Origin of the sequence: Streptomyces sp. NBC_00358 (assembly GCF_036099295.1) — a bacterium.
In the GTDB taxonomy this organism is placed as follows: domain Bacteria; phylum Actinomycetota; class Actinomycetes; order Streptomycetales; family Streptomycetaceae; genus Streptomyces.
This window is the reverse complement of the sequence record NZ_CP107976.1, coordinates 2085721-2103374: the sequence shown is the minus strand read 5'-3', so window position 1 is coordinate 2103374 and position 17654 is coordinate 2085721. Positions and strand designations below refer to the sequence as shown.

The 17654-nt window shown below is 71.9% G+C and carries 16 protein-coding genes; 11 read left to right on the top strand and 5 right to left on the bottom strand.

Translation table 11 applies throughout. The features are described from left to right. Positions 1–28 precede the first annotated feature (28 nt). The 6 genes from OHT01_RS08735 to dnaK all read left to right on the top strand — a co-directional run bounded on the left by OHT01_RS08735 (position 29) and on the right by dnaK (position 8545). Positions 29–508 (top strand): hypothetical protein, encoded by a 480-nt coding sequence (locus tag OHT01_RS08735; protein ID WP_405915678.1) that lies wholly within the window; start codon positions 29–31, stop codon positions 506–508. 155 nt (positions 509–663) lie between these two features. Then, a complete protein-coding gene (locus tag OHT01_RS08730; protein ID WP_328552556.1) occupies positions 664–2781 on the top strand; it encodes an alkaline phosphatase family protein in 2118 nt (705 codons plus the stop codon). A gap of 241 nt (positions 2782–3022) precedes the next feature. Beyond that, positions 3023–4084: an ATP-binding protein gene (locus OHT01_RS08725; protein ID WP_328552555.1), complete on the top strand. Its 1062-nt coding sequence runs from the start codon at positions 3023–3025 to the stop codon at positions 4082–4084. Positions 4085–4149: 65 nt separating this feature from the next. After that, entirely contained in the window at positions 4150–5886 is a 1737-nt protein-coding gene (locus OHT01_RS08720; protein ID WP_405918409.1) for a vWA domain-containing protein, read from the top strand. Between the two features lie 215 nt (positions 5887–6101). After that, positions 6102–6527, top strand: a complete 426-nt coding sequence (locus tag OHT01_RS08715; RefSeq protein ID WP_261705012.1) for an OsmC family protein — start codon at positions 6102–6104, stop codon at positions 6525–6527. A gap of 143 nt (positions 6528–6670) precedes the next feature. Then, complete coding sequence (gene dnaK / locus OHT01_RS08710) at positions 6671–8545, top strand: molecular chaperone DnaK (RefSeq protein WP_328552553.1); 1875 nt, start codon at positions 6671–6673, stop codon at positions 8543–8545. Between the two features lie 141 nt (positions 8546–8686). Here dnaK and OHT01_RS08705 read toward each other — a convergent pair whose 3' ends face one another. Beyond that, positions 8687–9550, bottom strand: coding sequence for a helix-turn-helix domain-containing protein (locus OHT01_RS08705; protein WP_328552552.1), 864 nt, complete (start codon positions 9548–9550; stop codon positions 8687–8689). A gap of 170 nt (positions 9551–9720) precedes the next feature. Continuing rightward, positions 9721–10557, bottom strand: coding sequence for a helix-turn-helix domain-containing protein (locus tag OHT01_RS08700; protein ID WP_328552551.1), 837 nt, complete (start codon positions 10555–10557; stop codon positions 9721–9723). Positions 10558–10584: 27 nt separating this feature from the next. Here OHT01_RS08700 and OHT01_RS08695 point away from each other — a divergent pair, with 27 nt between their 5' ends. The 3 genes from OHT01_RS08695 to OHT01_RS08685 all read left to right on the top strand — a co-directional run bounded on the left by OHT01_RS08695 (position 10585) and on the right by OHT01_RS08685 (position 12846). Further along, positions 10585–11655, top strand: a complete 1071-nt coding sequence (locus tag OHT01_RS08695; RefSeq protein WP_328552550.1) for an ADP-ribosylglycohydrolase family protein — start codon at positions 10585–10587, stop codon at positions 11653–11655. A gap of 163 nt (positions 11656–11818) precedes the next feature. Further along, entirely contained in the window at positions 11819–12124 is a 306-nt protein-coding gene (locus OHT01_RS08690; RefSeq protein ID WP_328552549.1) for a 4a-hydroxytetrahydrobiopterin dehydratase, read from the top strand. A 5-nt stretch (positions 12125–12129) separates the two neighbouring features. Further along, complete coding sequence (locus tag OHT01_RS08685) at positions 12130–12846, top strand: class I SAM-dependent methyltransferase (RefSeq protein WP_328552548.1); 717 nt, start codon at positions 12130–12132, stop codon at positions 12844–12846. 57 nt (positions 12847–12903) lie between these two features. Here OHT01_RS08685 and OHT01_RS08680 read toward each other — a convergent pair whose 3' ends face one another. Beyond that, the gene (locus tag OHT01_RS08680) at positions 12904–13395 is read right to left on the bottom strand and encodes a hypothetical protein (RefSeq protein WP_328552547.1); all 492 of its coding nucleotides are present in this window, start codon (positions 13393–13395) and stop codon (positions 12904–12906) included. Then, entirely contained in the window at positions 13392–13844 is a 453-nt protein-coding gene (locus OHT01_RS08675) for a hypothetical protein (RefSeq protein WP_328558058.1), read from the bottom strand. Before OHT01_RS08675 ends, OHT01_RS08680 begins: the two co-directional genes overlap by 4 nt. A gap of 147 nt (positions 13845–13991) precedes the next feature. Here OHT01_RS08675 and OHT01_RS08670 point away from each other — a divergent pair, with 147 nt between their 5' ends. Both OHT01_RS08670 and OHT01_RS08665 read left to right on the top strand, forming a co-directional pair. After that, positions 13992–14936 carry a helix-turn-helix transcriptional regulator gene (locus OHT01_RS08670; RefSeq protein ID WP_328552546.1) on the top strand — a complete coding sequence of 315 codons (945 nt, stop codon included), beginning with the start codon at positions 13992–13994 and terminating at the stop codon, positions 14934–14936. An 88-nt stretch (positions 14937–15024) separates the two neighbouring features. Next, positions 15025–16896, top strand: coding sequence for a rhamnogalacturonan lyase (locus OHT01_RS08665; RefSeq protein ID WP_328552545.1), 1872 nt, complete (start codon positions 15025–15027; stop codon positions 16894–16896). A gap of 72 nt (positions 16897–16968) precedes the next feature. On the opposite strand, the gene OHT01_RS08660 is transcribed toward OHT01_RS08665, so the two are convergent. Further along, positions 16969–17514, bottom strand: coding sequence for a hypothetical protein (locus OHT01_RS08660; RefSeq protein WP_328552544.1), 546 nt, complete (start codon positions 17512–17514; stop codon positions 16969–16971). Positions 17515–17654: the final 140 nt, after the last annotated feature.

Genomic DNA, 17654 nt, shown 5'->3' with positions numbered 1-17654 from the left:
GGCGAAACCCGGAGGTGAGGGGGACGCCATGGGAGACGCACGCGCTGCCTCCGGCACGCACGCCCTCGACCGCTCGCACGAGTGGAGCGCCCCGGCGCCACGCGCCCCGTCGCTTCGCGTCATGGCGATCGCGAGCCTGACACCTCTGGAGGAGCTCGACGAGGACCCCTTCCTCGTCGACTCCCGCAGCCAGCACGCGATGTGTGCCCGCTGGGCCGCGGAGCACGGCCATGTCGTCACGCGCGAACTCCTCGTACGCGGGCTGCGCCCCGACCACCGCAGCCTGTGGGCGGACGTCGAGGCCGGCCTCGTGGACCTGTTCGTCGCGCCCAGCCACCGGGTCCTGGAGCGCGCGCTCGCCTCGGTCGAGGAATTCACCGCCGAGTGCGTGCGCCGCGGTGTGCGCGTCGAGACCGTGGGCACCGCCGAACCGTCGTACGACGCCCAGATGAAGGCCCGGGTCCACCGCCGTCTGTCGATGCCGACGGCCGGGTACGACGGCCGCTGATCCCTCGGCCGGGCCGGGCGCCGCGGGAGGGCCGCGGCGGAGGCTCCGGGGGACTGCCTGCGGCTTTTGGGGACTTCTGGGGTTCTCCGGCCGTTGTGACAAGGTGGGAGCAGGCCGCGCGGACCGGGCGGGCCGGGACGTGAGGTGGGCTGGGCGTGGACGGAGGACGGTGGCGGCGCCTCGCCAGCGCGGTGGGGCGAAGCATCACGGTGTGGGCCGCGTCCACGGTCACGATGCTCGTCCTGGCCGGCGCGCTGCCCGACTTCCGGTTGCAGTCGGCCGGCGGGGACAGCGCGACCCGGATCGCCGTCACCGCCGCGGCGGGCGCGGGCGTCTTCGGCCTTCTGTCCTCGCTGGTGTGGCCCCTGCTCGTGCGGGCCCTGCTGCTCGTCCCCGCCCTGGTTCTCGGCCTGCTCGTCTTCTTCCTGAACGGCTCGCTGCTGCTGATCGCCCTGCGGCTCAACCCCTCCGGGCACGGGGAGGCGGCCCCCGAGACCGCCGTCGTGGTGGCCGCCGTGATGTCCGCCGTCGCCTCGGCCACCGGCGCCGCTCTCGCCGTACGGGACGACGACGCGTACCGCCGCCGGCTCTACCGTCTCGCCGACCGCCGCCGCAGACGCGCCGCCGGGCAGCCCGGTCCCTCGACGCACGGTGCGGTCTTCCTCCAGCTCGACGGGGTCGGGCACGACGTCCTGCTGGAGGCGATCGGCAAGGGCCTGATGCCGACCGCGGCCCGGTGGCTGGGCGGTACCCGTCCGACCCACCGCCTCACCCCGTGGCGCACCGACTGGTCCAGCCAGACCGGCGCCAGCCAACTGGGCATCCTGCACGGCAGCAACCACGACGTCCCGGCCTTCCGGTGGTACGAGAAGGACACCGAGGAGGTCATGGTCTGCAACCGGCCGGCCGGCGCCGCCGAACTCCAGCGCCGGGCCGTCGAGCACACCGGCGACGGGGGACTGCTCACCGCCGACGGCGCGAGCCGCGGCAACCTCTTCAGCGGCGGCGCCGACGAGCTCGCCCTGGTGCTGTCCGTGGCCGCGCGCAGGGGACGGGACAACCGTTCGCGGGCGGGCTACTTCGCGTACTTCTCCGACCCGGCCAACGCCGTCCGTACGGCGATGTCGTTCGTCGCCGAGGTCTTCCGGGAGACGGGCCAGTCCACCTGGGCCCGCCTGAAGCGGCGACGGCCCCGCGTCAAGCGCGGCGGGCTGTACCCGTTCGTCCGCGCCTTCGCGACGGTCGTCGAGCGGGACGTCGTGGTCGCCGCGGTGATCGGCGACCTGCTCGCCGGGCGCAACGCGGTCTACGCGGACCTGGTGGCGTACGACGAGGTGGCGCACCACTCCGGGCCGCGGAGCCGGGACACCGAGAAGATCCTGCAGCGGCTCGACCGCTCCCTCGCGCTGATCGAGAAGGTCGCCGAGCACGCCCCGCGCCCGTACCGGATCGTCGTCCTCTCCGACCACGGCCAGAGCCCGGGTGAGACGTTCCTGGCCCGCTACGGCCTCAGCCTCGGCAATCTGGTCCGGGCCGGCTGCGGGCTGCCCGTGCCCCGCAAGGCCCGGAGGACCCACAGCGGAGCCGAGGCGCGGACCGCCGTGCGCGCCGCGCTGCGCAGGCCGGTCGAGGAGCGCGAGGAGCGGCTCGGGCCGTCCGGGCGCCGCTCCGAGCCCCTCGTCCTGGCCTCCGGCAACCTCGGTCTCGTCTCCTTCCCCGACGTTCCGCACCGGATGAGCCGGGAGGAGATCGACCGCCGCCACCCCGCGCTGCTGTCCACGCTCGCCAACCACCCCGGGGTCGGCTTCCTCCTGGTCCGCAGCGAGGAGCACGGCGGGCTCGTGCTCGGGGCGCACGGAGCCGAGGTGCCGGTGGACCGCCTCGACGACGAACACCCGGGCCCCCTCGCCGACTTCGGCCCCGGCGCCGCCGACGCCGTGCGGCGCACACACTCCTTCCCGCACACCGCCGACATCATGGTCAACTCGTGGTACGACCCCGCCGAGGGCGAAGTCCTCGCCTTCGAGGAGCAGATCGGCTCCCACGGTGGCCTCGGCGGCGCCCAGGGGCGGCCCTTCCTGCTCTCCCCGGTGGCCCTGTCGACGCCGGTCGGCCCGAACACCGAACTCGCGCTCACGGAGACCGAGTTCGTCGGCGCGGACACCGAACTCGTCGGCGCCGAGCGGGTGCACGACGTACTGAGCCGCTGGCTGCGCGAGTGCGACGGACCCCAAGTGCCTTTGCCGGCAAGCCCGGACGAGCAGGCGGCCTGAGCGGCGCTCCGCCGGGAGCGGGACGCCGGGAACGAGAGAGCGGCCGCCCGGCCGCGGCGACGGGCCGGGGCTCGGCAAGGTCACGGGGCGCGGGCGCGTCCGCCGGAAAATGGGAGGCGGGGGGCGGACGGCCACGCCCACACTGTGGGCATCGCACGCCGCGCCTTCGCAGGCGTGCCACCCGCCCCCACCCCCCTTTTTTTTCGCACCCCCTCTCGCACCCCCTTCGAGGAGCCCGCCTGTGCAGGCAGTCGTCACCGTCACTCCCGCCCGTATTCCGGAGCTGCTGCTCGGTCTCGCCACCGTGCGGCCGGTCTTCCTCTGGGGCGCCCCCGGCATCGGAAAGTCCTCCCTGGTCAGGGAGTTCGCCGAATCGCTCGGGCTGGAGTGCGTGAGCCTGCTGGGCACGCAGTTGGCACCCGAGGACCTGATCGGCGTGCCGCAGATCCGCGACGGACGCTCCGTCTTCTGCCCGCCGCAGGCCATCGCCCGTGACGAGCCGTACTGCCTCTTCCTGGACGAGCTGAACGCGGCGACCCCCGATGTGCAGAAGGCCTTCTACTCGCTGATCCTCGACCGCCGTATCGGTGACTACGAGCTGCCGAAGGGCTCCATCGTGATCGGCGCGGGCAACCGCTCGACGGACAACGCGCTGGCCCGCCCCATCGCCTCGGCACTGGTCAACCGCCTCACCCACGTCCACCTGGAGGCCTCCCCGAAGGACTGGCTGGTCTGGGCGGCCGCGAACGACATCCACCCCTGGGTGCTCGACCACCTCACCGACCGCCCCGACCACCTGTGGTCCAAGCCGCCGAAGACCGAGGAACCCTTCTCCACGCCGCGCTCCTGGCACATGCTCTCCGACGCCCTGGGCTCCTTCGGTGACGCTGTCGACGAGCAGACCCTGAAGGTGATCGCCCACGGCACGCTGACGCCGGCGCACGCCGTCGCGTTCTGCGGCTACGTCAAGATCGTGCGCAGCCGCTTCGGCATCGAGGCCATCCTCAAGGGTGACGCCCGCTGGCCCTCCCGCCTGGAGGACCGCGATCTCCTCTACTACCTGGCGGAGTCCTTCCGCGGCCGGCTCGTCAAGGAACTCCCCGCCGGCCGCGACCACGTCCCGGCGAGCGCCCGGCAGACCGCGTACCGGGCCAAGTCCCTGCTCGTCCAGCTCGCCGAGATATCCGTCGAGGTCGCCCAGAGCGTCATCGCCTCGGACGCCGACGGCAATCCCGTCCTGCCCGCGTGGTTCCTGGTGGAGGCGGCCCGGGACATGCCGCGCCTGGTGCAGGCGCGGCGGTGAGCCGTTCCCGTAAACCCGGAGCCAAGACCAAGCCCGATCCGGCCACCGAGGCGTTCGCCGAGGGGATGCGGCTGGCACGGCTCAATCCGGCGCTGGACGCCGTCGGCTTCCGGGTCTGCCGGGAGGACACGTGCGTCCGGGCTCCCCGGAACGGGCTGGTGACCGTCGACTCCGACGGAACCCTGCACGTCCACCCCACCCGCCGCGCCGAACCCGCCGTCTGGACCTGGGCCTTGGCGCACGCCGTCATCCATCTGGGCTTCGGCCACGTCCCGGCCGCGGCCGGTCCGCGCGAGCAGCCGGACCGCTTCGACCTCGCCGCCCGCTGCGTCGTGGTGAACCGTTTCCTGCTCGGCTTCTCGCCCGGTCCGGCCCCCGAGGACCTCCCGGCCGCCTACCCCGACGGCGACGAGGAACGGCTCGCCGCGGTCTGGCGCCGCGACGGCATCCCGCCCCGGTACGAGCTCTGCGGCACGGCGGGCGGCGACCCGGACCAGGTGCTCGTGCCCTGGAACGGCTGGAACGGCGCCGCGCCCGCCGACTGGCAGGTGGCCTTCGCCCACGGGCTGACCCGCACCATGTCCGCCGCCATGGACGTGGCGGGCGGCCGGCGCGCCTCCATGAACGAGGGGCCCGTTCCGCTCCGGCCCTGGGAGCGGGCGCTGAGCTGGTTCGTCTCCTCCTACCCGCTGCTCGGCGGCATCGCCGCGGGCATCACCCTCGTCGCCGACGCCGAGATCGCCCGCGCCCACGGCATCTCCGTCGCCGCCGTGGACACCGAGGCGGCCGAGATCTACATCAACCCGCTGCGGCGGTTCAGCGACGAGGAATGGCGGTTCGTCCTCGCCCACGAGATGCTGCACGCCGCCCTGCGCCACGGCGACCGCCGCGGCCCCCGGGACCCGTACCTCTTCAACATCGCCGCCGACTACGTCATCAACGGCTGGCTGTGCGAGATGCGGATCGGCACGATGCCCGAGGGTCTGCTGCACGATCCCGAACTGAAGGACCTGTCCGCCGAGGAGGTCTACGACCGGATCGCCGGCGATCTGCGCCGGATGCGCCGCCTCGCCACGCCGCGCGGCAAGGGAACCGGCGACATCCTGGGCGGACCCCTCGGCTCTCCGCGCGACTACGTCGACCTCGACGAGTTCTACCGCCGGGGTCTGGCCCACGGCCTGGACCTGCACCAGCAGCAGGAGCGCGGCTTCCTGCCCGGCGGCCTGGTCGAGGAGATCCGGGCGCTCAGCCATCCACCACTGCCCTGGGACGCCCGGCTCGCCCGCTGGTTCGACGAGTTCGTGCCGCGCCCCGAGCCCCTGCGGTCGTACGCGCGTCCCTCCCGTCGGCAGGCGGCCACCCCGGACATCCCGCGTGCGGGCCGCTGGTTCCCGCCCGAGGAGATCGCCCGCTGCACGTTCGGTGTCGTGCTCGACACCTCCGGTTCCATGGACCGCACCCTGCTCGGCAAGGCGCTGGGCGCCATCGCCTCGTACGCCGGGGCCCGTGACGTACCGGCCGCCCGCGTCGTGTTCTGCGACGCCGCACCGCACGACGCGGGCTATCTGCCGGTCACGGAGATAGCCGGACGCGTGCGGGTGCGCGGTCGTGGTGGCACCGTGCTGCAGCCGGGCATCGACCTGCTGCACCGCGCCGACGACTTCCCGCCCGGCGCACCGGTCCTGGTGATCACGGACGGATACTGCGACGTTCTGCGGGTGCGGCGCGAGCACGCCTATCTGATCCCGCAGGGCGCGCGTCTCCCGTTCACCGCGCGCGGACCGGTCTTCCGGGTGAGCTGAGCGGCCGGCGCCAAAGCGTCCCGGCGGCACGACGCCATCGTGTCCCGGTGGGCCAGGCGACGTTGCGTCAGCGGGTCGGTGTACGGCCCCTGTCGGGGAAATCCCGGACATGCCCCGGCAGGTCGCCACCCGATCCGCGGGGTGCACCGGGCCCGGGTGTGATCGGATGGGGGACACGGACCCCGGCAACGGGACCACACCCGAAAGGAATCATCGTGGCAACCACGCGCACCGCACACACCGTGTGGGAAGGCAACCTGCTCGAGGGCAACGGCGTCGTCACCTTCGACTCCTCCGGCATCGGCCAGCAGCCGGTGACGTGGGCGTCGCGGGCCCAGGACGCGAACGGCAAGACCAGCCCCGAGGAACTCATCGCGGCCGCCCACTCCAGCTGCTTCTCCATGGCGCTGTCGCACGCCCTCGCGGGTGCCGGCACCCCGCCCACCAAGCTCCTCACCAACGCCGACGTCACCTTCCAGCCCGGCGAGGGCATCACCGGCATCCACCTCACGGTCGAGGGCACGGTGCCGGGCCTCGACAACGACGGCTTCGTCGCCGCGGCCGAGGACGCCAAGAAGAACTGCCCGGTCAGCCAGGCCCTGACCGGTACGACGATCACCCTGTCGGCGAAGCTCGCCTGACGTACGTACGCCGATGCCGCGCCCTCCCCGTGAGGGCGCGGCATCGGCGTGTCCGCCCCCGCCCGGCCGTCCGCGCCATTGACAAGCGGTAACGCGCGTCTTGTGCTTGAGGGCGGGCAGAGCCCGGGCGGAAGGGGACGGACATGGCACGTGCGGTCGGAATCGATCTCGGTACGACGAACTCGGTGGTGGCCGTCCTGGAGGGCGGTGAGGCGACGGTCGTCGCCAACGCCGAGGGGGCACGCACCACACCCTCGGTGGTGGCCTTCGCCAAGAACGGTGAGGTGCTGGTCGGCGAGGTGGCCAAGCGGCAGGCCGTGACGAACGTGGAGCGCACGGCGCGGTCCGTGAAGCGGTTCATCGGCGATGTGAACTGGCGGTTTCCGGAGAAGGGGACCATCGACGGCACCCGCTACCGTGCGCAGGAGCTCTCCTCGCGGGTCCTGCAGAAGCTGAAGCGGGACGCCGAGGCCTATCTGGGCGAGGACGTCACGGACGCCGTGATCACGGTGCCCGCCTATTTCGACGACGCGCAGCGCCAGGCCACCAAGGAGGCGGGCGAGATCGCCGGCCTGAAGGTCTTACGGATCGTCAACGAGCCGACGGCGGCGGCCCTGGCGTACGGCCTCGACCGCGGCGAGGAGCAGACCGTCCTCGTCTTCGACCTGGGCGGCGGCACCTTCGACGTCTCGCTCCTGGAGATCGGCGACGGTGTCATCGAGGTCAAGGCGACCAACGGCGACACCCGGCTCGGCGGCGACGACTGGGACCAGCGGGTCGTCGAGCACCTCGCGCAGCGCTTCAAGGCCTCCCACGGCATCGATCTCGGCCACGACAAGATGGCGCTGCAACGGCTGCGCGAAGGCGCCGAGAAGGCGAAGATCGAGCTGTCCTCGGCCACTGAGACCAACGTCAACCTGCCCTACATCACCGCCACCGCCGAAGGCCCGCTGCACCTGGACGAGAAACTGACACGCGCTCAGTTCCAGGAACTGACGGCCGACTTGCTCGACCGCTGCAAGACCCCCTTCCACCAGGCCGTCAAGGACGCGGGCGTGAAGCTGTCCGCCGTCGACCACGTCATCCTGGTCGGCGGATCCACCCGGATGCCCGCCGTCACCGACCTGGTGAAGGAACTCACCGGCAGGGACCCGCACAAGGGCGTCAACCCCGACGAGGTCGTGGCTGTCGGCGCCGGACTCCAGGCCGGGGTGATCCGGGGGGACGTGAAGGACGTACTCCTCCTCGACGTCACCCCGCTGTCCCTCGGCATCGAGACCAAGGGCGGCATCATGACCACCCTCATCGAGCGCAACACCACGATTCCGACCCGGCGTTCGGAGATCTTCACGACGGCCGCCGACAGTCAGCCCTCGGTCGGCATACAGGTCTACCAGGGCGAGCGCGAGATCGCCGCGTACAACAAGAAGCTCGGGGTCTTCGACCTCACCGGTCTGCCGCCCGCACCGCGCGGTGTCCCGCAGATCGAGGTCGCCTTCGACATCGACGCCGACGGGATCATGCACGTCTCGGCGAAGGACCTGGCCACCGGGCGCGAGCAGAAGATGACCGTGACCGGCGGTTCGGCGCTGCCCAGGAACGACATCGACCGTCTGGTGCGCGAGGCCGAGCAGTACGCCGAGGAGGACCGGCGCCGCCGGGAGGCGGCGGAGACCCGCAACCACGGCGAGCAACTCGTCTACCAGACCGAGAAGTTCGTCCGCGAGAACGACGAGCGCATACCCGCCGAAACGAAGACCGCGGTGGCCTCCGCGGCCGCCGGACTGAAACGACTCCTGGAGGACTCCTCCACCGACACGGCCGCCCTGCGCGGTGCCATCGAGGAACTGGCCACCGTCAGCCAGCAGATGGGCCAGGCCATGTACGCGGGGGCCCAGCACACACCCTCCGGGGAGCAGCCGCCCACCGAGCAGGCCCCGGGTGAGGAAGAGGGAGTGGTGGACGCGGAGATCGTGGACGAGGAACGCGAGGGGAACCCGAAGGACGGGGCGGCCTAGGCGTAGGGCCCCTCGCCGAGCGGGACCCGCCCCCGCCGGTCGCCGGTCGCCGGGCGCCGGTCGCCGAGCGGGGTCCTGCCCCCGCCCGTCGCCGCTCGCCGAGCGGGACCCGCCGTCCCGCCGAGCGGGACCCGCGCCCGCTCAGTAGCGCTCGCGGAACTCCTGGAGGACTTCCTTGGTGCGCTGGGCGGAGGCGGCGTGGGCCGACATGTGGTCCAGCACCTCCAGGTGCAGGGCCACCTCCTCGCGCGCGTCGAGATAGAGGGCGCCGGTCACGTACTCGCTGTACACGATGTCCGGCAGTTCCCGTTCGGCGAAGCGGAACAGGGCGAAGGACGTGTACGTCCCCGGGTGCGGGCCTGCCGCGAACTCCGCCACCTGCAGGGTGACATGGTCGAGCTCGATCCATTCGAGGAGCCGGTCCATCTGCTCGCGCATGACCTCGGCCCGGGTGCTCACCGGACGCAGCAGCGCCGTCTCGTCCATGATCACCCAGAGATGCGGAGGGTTCTCGCGGGTGAGCAGCGCCTGCCGCTTCATGCGCAGCGCCACATGCCGGTCGATGGCCTCGGGGCCCGTTTGCCCGACCGTTCCGGCCTCCAGCACGGCCCGCGCGTACTCCTCGGTCTGCAGCAGCCCCGGCACGAAGTGCGGCTCGTACGAACGGATCAGCCGCGCGGCACCCTCCAGGCTGACGTGCATGCTGAACCAGTCCGGCAGCACGTCGTGGTACCGCTGCCACCAGCCCGGCTCGTTCGCCTCCTCGGCCAGCGCCACGAAGACGTCGGACTCGTCGTCGGCCACCCCGTACGTCGTCAGCAGCACCTGTACGTAAGGGATCTTGAGTGCGACCTCGGCCATCTCCATCCGCCGTACGGTCGCCGGCGCGACCCGCAGGACGAGCGCCGCCTCCTCCCGCTTCAGACCAGCGGCCTCGCGCAGTTCCTGCAGCCGTCGCCCCAGAACCACCTGTCCCACGGTGGGTGCCGGTCGCCGCTCACTCACGCCACGCCTCCCCACGCGCCGAAGTATGCGTGCAGTGTGCCATGCCTGTGGAGAACCAACAGAGGTTGCCCTCAACACGACGACGTCCAGGGCGATTTGAGGCCCGCTGCACCCACCGGTGTCTCGCGCCGCGTGGCCGGAACACCGGCTCTCCCGGGAGCGATCAGCCCTCAGGAACGCAGTGAGTGAAGGTACTTGCCCGTCGCCGGATCCGCCGGCAGGAACGTCTCGATGGCCAGCTCGGAGACGGTCACGTCCATCGGGGTGTTGAACGTCGAGATGGTCGAGATGAACGACAGCACCCGGCCCTTGTGCTCGATCCGCAACGGGAGCGCGAGGTGAGGGGCGGGACCGAGGGGCTCGCGGTCCTGCGACGCGTCCCGGTCCGGAACCGGATACGCCGCCACCTCCTCGTACAGGGCCCGCAGTCGCGGCGAGCGGCGCAACGCGATCTGCCGGTCCATCTGGGCGAGCAGATGATCCCGCCACGCGCGAAGATTGCGGATGCGCGGCGCCAGGCCCTCCGGGTGGAGGGCCAGCCGAATCGCGTTCAGCGGCGGCGCGAGGAGCCGTTCCGGGACACCGTCCAGCAGCAGGGCGATGCCCCGGTTCGCGGCGACGACGTCGTACGTCGCGTCGACCACCAGCGCCGGATACGGCTCGTAGCCCTGGATCAGCCGCTCCAGGCCCTCGCGCAGCGCCTCCATCGAGGGGTCGTCGAGCGATGTCTCCGGATAGTGCGGGGCGTAACCGGCCGCGAGCAGCAGCGCGTTGCGCTCCCGCACCGGCACGTCGAGGTGTTCGGCGAGCCGCAGCACCATCTCCTCGCTGGGACGGGAGCGGCCCGTCTCGACGAAACTGATGTGCCGGGCCGAGGACCCGGCCCGCAGCGCCAGTTCAAGCTGACTCACCCGCCGCTCCTCCCGCCAGCCGCGCAGCAGCGGCCCGACGCCCCTCTCGGCGAAGGCACTTGAGGCGGCGGCGGGGCCGGGCGGGACAATGCTCATACGAGGACCGTAGTCGAGGAGTGGCACGTGAACGACTGGTGGAACCTGTCCTGGGAGGCCGAGGCCCTCTACCGGGCCCGCGTCCGCGGCTGCCTGCTGGGCGGAGCGCTCGGCGACGCCCTCGGCTATCCCGTCGAGTTCGACTCCCTGGACCGGATCCGTGCCGTGCACGGACCACGCGGGGTGAGCGGGCCCGTCCCGGACACGGACGGGGTGACCGGCCGGATCAGTGACGACACCCAGATGACCCTGTTCACGGTGGAGGGCCTTCAGCAGGCGCACGCACGCGAGCGGCACAAGGGCATCGGGGGCGGCTGGTCACGGCTGGTGCGCTGGGCCTACGGCCGGTGGCTGGACACCCAGACCGAGCCCGGACCCGGCCCGGACGTCCACGGCGGACTCGCCGCGCAGAGCTGGCTGTACGCCCGCCGTGCGCCCGGCAACGCCTGCCTCTCCGGGCTCCGGCAGCAGGACCACTGTCCCGACCCGGCGAGCGAGCTCGGACCGCCCGGACCCGTCAACCCGGACTCCAAGGGGTGCGGCGCGGTCATGCGGTCGGCGCCCTTCGGTCTCGCCCGGACCCCGGCCGGGACCGCGTTCGGCATGGCCGCGCGCTGTGCCCAGATGACCCACGGCCATCCCACGGGGTACTACGCCTCCGGCGCCCTCGCGGCGATCGTCGCCCACCTCGTCTCCGGGGAATCCCTGGAGGGCTCCGTGCTGCGTACGCTGCGGCTGCTCGCCCGCCATCCCGGGCACGAGGAGACCACGGCCGCCCTGAACGGCGCCCTCGACCTCGCCTCCGAAGACGGTCCGACCGCCGAGAAGGTCGAGTCGCTCGGCGCCGGCTGGATCGCGGAGGAGGCCCTGGCGATCGCCGTCTACTGCGCGCTCGCCGTGCCAGAGGTCACCGACGCCCTGCTCCTGTCCGTCAACCACTCGGGTGACAGCGACTCCACCGGCGCGATCTGCGGCAACCTCCTCGGCGCCCTGCACGGCGACCACGGGCTGCCCCAGGAGTGGCTGGAACGGATCGAGGGCCGCGCGACGACCACGGTCCTGGCGGACGATTTCGCCGCGGAGTGCGTACGACGGTGAGCGGCGCGCCGCGAGCACCGCGCGCCGCGCCCCTCGTGCCCTGCCTGCCTGCCGGGTGCGGCTGTGGCACGCTGGCAAGGACCCCGCCCCGCACCTGTCGTCCCGCCCCCGCACCCTCGTCCCGTTCCGCACATCTCACCCGCCGTACGAAGGGATCCATTCCATGGCCGTCGAAGCGCTGGCACAGAAGGAGATCGAGGAGCGGCTGGCGGAGCTGCCCGGCTGGTCGCTGGAGGGCGACCGGCTCGCGCGTACCTACCGGCTCGGCTCGCACTTCGCGGCGACCGCGATGGTCGTGCACATCGCCCAGGTGCAGGAGGAGCTGGACCACCACTCCGACCTCACCCTCGGCTACAACACGATCGCCCTCACCGTGAACACGCACAGCGTCGGCGGCGCCGTCACCGCGCTCGACTTCGATCTCGCCCGCAGGGTGGAGGAACTCGCGCCGGGGCACGGGGCAGACTGACCTCCGTGCTGGACTACGACAAGGAAGCGGACGGGTACGACGCGACGCGGGGCGGCGAGCCACGGGCCGCGGCGGCTGCCGAAGCGGTGCTCGCGCTGGTCCCCAAGAACGCCGGCAGCCTGCTCGACCTGGCCTGCGGCACGGGCATCGTGACCCGCCGGCTCGCCACCGGCCGGCCCGGTCTCGCGGTCACGGGCACGGACGCGGCGGACGGGATGACGCGCAGGGCGGCGGAGCGTCTCCCGGGAGCGGTCGTCCGCGCGGACTGCCGTCGACTCCCGTTCGCCGACTGCTCGTTCGACGCCGTCTCCGCCGTCTGGCTGTTGCACCTGCTGGACGACGCGGGACCCGTCGTCGCCGAGGCCGCACGGGTCCTGCGCCCCGGTGGTGTGTTCGGCACGACCGTCGACAAGGCCGCGGCCCACCATGTCGGCAGCGACATAGACGCGTTGACCGTGACCTATGGCACCGAGCGCGCCACGGACGGAGCCGACCGTGTCACGGCGCAGGCCGCCGAACACGGCCTGGTCCCGGGCGGTGCGGCCCGTTTCCGGGGCCATGGCCAGGGCCGGACCCCGCGCCGCGTCGCCCACTACATCCGGACCCGCCAGCTCTACGCGGCCGGCGGCCCCCGACTCGCCGACCGCGTAGAGATGTTGCCGGACCCGGATGTCCCGCGCCAGGAACCCGAGTTCACCCTCAGGGCGTTCCGCAGGCAATGAGCCGCCCGAACCGGCACGTACGCGACCGGAGACGCGAGAACCACGGCTCGGCGCGGGTCAGGCGGCCCTCCTCCGTGTGAACCGCATGGTCCAGTTGGTCAGCCAGGTCTTCTCTCCGTCGAAGGAGAACGCCTGCTCCCAGCGGGCCGTCGTCCCCGAGATCCCCGACCACACGAACCGCACCCGCACGTCCTTCCCGTCATGGGTGTCGTCGCCGAGGAACTCGCCCCGCCCGTCCGGCCCGAACCGCCCGAGCACCGGCGGGAACAGCTTCCCGCTGCGGCTGGAGGACCAGTTCAGCGACCACCGCCCGGTCTCGACGTCGAAGAGCCGCAGGGTCAGCCCCGTCCACCCCTGGCTCGGCACATCGATCTCGTCGATGTTCGCCGCCCCGCCGAACAGGCTCCAGCAACTGCTGACGGCCGGGAACTCCTCCCAGTCGCTCCCGGGGTCGAGGAAGTCGGTACGGCGGTGGTTGACGACGTCCCAGTCTCCGACGAGGAAGTCGAAGTCGCGGGGGACGGCGACGGTGTCACGGGCGCCGCTCATGCGCGGTCCCCCGTGGTTCCTTCGGCCATCGAGTCGGTCAAGTAGGCCTCCAGGTCCGGTACTTCGCAGGCGAGCAGGTGCCTGACCCAGGCGTCCCGCTCATGCAGGATCGGCGGCAGTTCCCAGACGCACCCGATCCACGGAAGGTCCACGGTGACGAAGTGCGCCGGGTCCCGGTCGGGGCAGCCAAGGACCGGCTGACCCGCGGCGGCGCCCCGGAAATGCAGGACGTTGTCCCACACCCAGCTGTAGGCGTTGAAGTAGGCGCCGTCGTCGCCTCCCCGGTGCAGGACGACGAAGGTGGCGGGCGGGGTGCCGTCCGGCTCGGGGAGCAGCCGCGGCAGCATCGCGTACGCCGCCCGCTCGACCTCGGGCTCGATGCCGGCCGGGTCCGCCGTGACGTGGTACCGCTTGATCCGCCGCCCCGCCACCTCGATGGGAGGCGGCACGGTCAGGAACTTCTCCTTGAAGCCCGGGGAGACGGGGGAGGGGACGGAGGCCGTATCAGCCGTGGAAGTGCCGGTGTGGGCGGACGTCATGGAGGTCGCTGAGGTCATGGCAGGACGCTAGGCCCCCTTCACTGACACCATGTGTCAGTGAAGTCCAGCCGTCTCCTCTCGGTCCTGCTGCTGCTCCAGACCCGCGGCAGGCTGACCGCCGCCCAGCTCGCCGAGGAGCTGGAGGTGTCGGTCCGGACGGTGTACCGGGACGTCGAGGCGCTCAGCGCCGCGGGTGTCCCGCTGTACGGCGACGCCGGGCACGCGGGCGGCTACCGGCTCCTCGACGGCTACCGCACCCGCCTCACCGGCCTCACCACCGAGGAGGCCGAGGCACTTTTCCTCGCCGGGGCTCCCGGGCCCGCCGCCGAACTCGGTCTCGGCTCGGTGCTCGCCGCGGCCCAGCTCAAGGTGCGCGCCGCCCTCCCGCGCGAACTGCGCGAGCACGCCGACAGGGTGAGCGGCCGCTTCCACCTGGACGCGCCGGGCTGGTACGCGGACGCCGACGAGACCCCGCACCTCTCCGCCGTCGCGGATGCCGTCTGGAACTGTCGTGTCCTGCACGTCCGCTACCGCCGCTGGCGCGAACCCACCGATGTGGAGCGCCGCCTGGAGCCGTACGGTCTCGTCCTGAAGGCGGGGCGCTGGTACGTCGTCGCCGCACCCGGCCCGCGCACCTACCGGGTCGACCAGATCCTCGAACTCGCGCCCTCCGGCGATGGGTTCACCCGGCCCGACGGGTTCGACCTGGCGGCGTACTGGACCGCGTACCAGCGGGATTTCCATGATCGGCTGCACCGAGCCGAGGCGGTCGTGCGGATCGCGCCCGGCACCCGGCTGAGCGGTTCCGCGGCTCAGGCCGTGGCAGCCAACGGCCTTACGGAGGCGGACGGTTGGACGCGCGCCACCGTTCCCATCGAGTCCGAGGAGCAGGCCCACGACGACTTCCTGCGGCTCGGGACGGCGGTCGAGGTCCTGGGACCGCCCGGACTGCGCGCCCGCCTCGCCGGGACCGTCGCCGAACTGGCCCGCAGATACGGATAGAGAGCGCTTGCTGCGGAGCGGCAACTCCCGTGCGGGCGGCGGCGACTGAGAAGGCAGAAGCAGTCCGTCCTCTCAGGAGGTACCCATCGTGCAGCACCCGCAACGGCAGCACCGCAGACGTGCGATCGGCTCGGCCTTGGCGGCAGCCGCCCTCATCGCCGCCGGACTCACCGCCCTCGGCACCGGTCCGGCCCAGGCCGCCACGGCGAGGCAGGTCGAAGCCCTCGACCGGGGCGTCGTCAGCGTCCACACCGACAGCGGCAACCTGGTGAGCTGGCGCTGGCTCGGCACCGACCCGAACGACGTGTCGTTCAACGTCTACCGCGCCGGTACGCTCGTCAACTCCGCCCCGATCACCGGCTCCACGAACTACTTCCACTCGGGCGCGCCCGCCCAGGCCGACTACACGGTCCGCGCGATCGTGAACGGTGTGGAGCAGGGCGACTCGGTGCACGCCGTCCAGTTCCGTACGGGCTACAAGGACGTTCCGATCACCCCGCCCGCCGGCGGCACCACCCCCGACGGGGTCGCGTACACCTACGAGGCCAACGACGCCTCCGTCGGCGACCTCGACGGCGACGGGCAGCTCGACTTCGTCCTCAAGTGGCAGCCGACCAACGCCAAGGACAACTCCCAGTCCGGCTACACGGGCGACACGATCGTCGACGGCGTCAAGCTCGACGGCACCCGGCTGTGGCGCGTCGACCTGGGCAGGAACATCCGCTCGGGCGCCCACTACACGCAGTTCCAGGTGTACGACTACGACGGCGACGGCAAGGCAGAGGTCGCCATGAAGACGGCGGACGGCACAACGGACGGCCGGGGCACGGTGATCGGCAGCTCCTCCGCCGACTACCGGAACTCCAGCGGCTACGTCCTGTCCGGGCCCGAGTACCTGACCATGTTCAACGGACAGACGGGCGCGGCGATGGGCACCGTCGACTACGTCCCGGCGCGCGGCACGGTCTCCTCCTGGGGCGATTCCTACGGCAACCGCGTCGACCGATTCCTCGCCGGAACCGCCTACTTGGACGGCTCCAGGCCCTCCCTCGTCATGGCGCGCGGCTACTACACCCGTACCGTCATAGCCGCCTGGGACTGGCGGGGCGGCGCGTTCACCCGGCGCTGGACCTTCGACACCGACTCGTCGACCAACAGCGGCAAGGGATACGACGGCCAGGGCAACCACCAACTGTCCGTGGCCGACGTCGACGGCGACGGCAAGGACGAGATCGTCTACGGTTCCATGGCCGTGGACGACAACGGCTCCGGACTCTGGACCACCAAGAACGGCCACGGCGACGCCATGCACGTCGGCGATCTCGACCCGTCCCGCGCGGGCCTGGAGGAGTTCAAGGTGGACGAGGACTCCACCAAGCCTGCCTCGTGGATGGCGGACGCGAGGACCGGCGCGATCCTGTGGTCGACGGCCGCCAACGGCGACAACGGCCGGGGCGTGTCCGGGGACGTCTGGGCGGGCAGCGCGGGTGCCGAGTCCTGGTCCTCCCATGCCGACGGCGTCCGCAACCCGCAGGGAACGGTGGTGGCCACCCGAAAGCCGGGCAGCGTCAACTTCCTGTCCTGGTGGGACGGGGACACCGTCCGCGAACTCCTCGACGACACCCACATCGACAAGTACGGCACGTCCGCGGACACCCGTCTGCTGACCGGCGCGGGCGTCCATTCCGACAACGGCACCAAGGCGACGCCGGCGCTGTCCGGCGACATCCTCGGTGACTGGCGGGAGGAGGTCGTCTGGCCGACGACGGACAACACGGCGCTGAGGATCTACTCCACCCCGTACGAAACGACCACGAAGATCACCACGCTCCTGCACGACACCCAGTACCGCACAGCCCTGGCCTGGCAGAACACCGCCTACAACCAGCCCCCGCACCCGAGCTTCTTCCTCGGCAACGGCATGGCGACGGCGCCCCGGCCCGCCGTCTACACGCCGTGAACCGGGGCATCCCGGCTCCTGGTTGAGCCGATCGGGTCCCTTTCCGGGAGTTCCGGGAGGGACCCGTCACCGTCAGCTGTACGACCAGCGCCAGCCACCGGACCGGTACGCGCACGTGATCCTGGTGCCGCCCGCGGTGGTCGTACTGGCACCGTGGTCGCTGTTGCGGCAGTACTGGCCCGCCGAATAGCAGTTGCCCGCGTTCGAGGTGATCGAGCAGGTGCCGACGCTGGTGCTGCCGCCGCCGCCCGTGCTGCCGCCGGAGCCGCTGCCGCCGGAGCCACTGCCGGAGGCTGCCCTCGCGGTGACGGTGACCTTCACCTTGACCGTCTTCGTGGCGGTCACCGTCGGTGCGGGTTCCGGCTCCGCGGTCACCGTCGCGGTCGCCGTCGCGGTGACCGTGACGGTGGGCCGCACCTTGGCGGCCGCCACCTTCGTGGTGTCGTTCTTCTCGCCGCCGCTGTCACTGCCGCAGGCGCTCGCGCCGAAGAGGACCGCGAAGGCGATCGTCGGCAGTACGTAGCGCTTTTGCGCCCGACGAGGTCTGGCCGACTGCGGTGCGGAGCCGGGTACCGCGGACGGCCTCCCGTATCCGTGCGGCGGCTGGTTGTGCGACAAGGTCCCCCCAAGGATGGTTCGTGAGGGGGTGACGATATCGGGTGATGTGAAGAGCGTGTGAGTGAAACGTGAAGGTGGTGACGGAGTTGTGATCATCCCGGGTGGGGCGCATGACACCGATCCGGGATCTGCCGTGACCC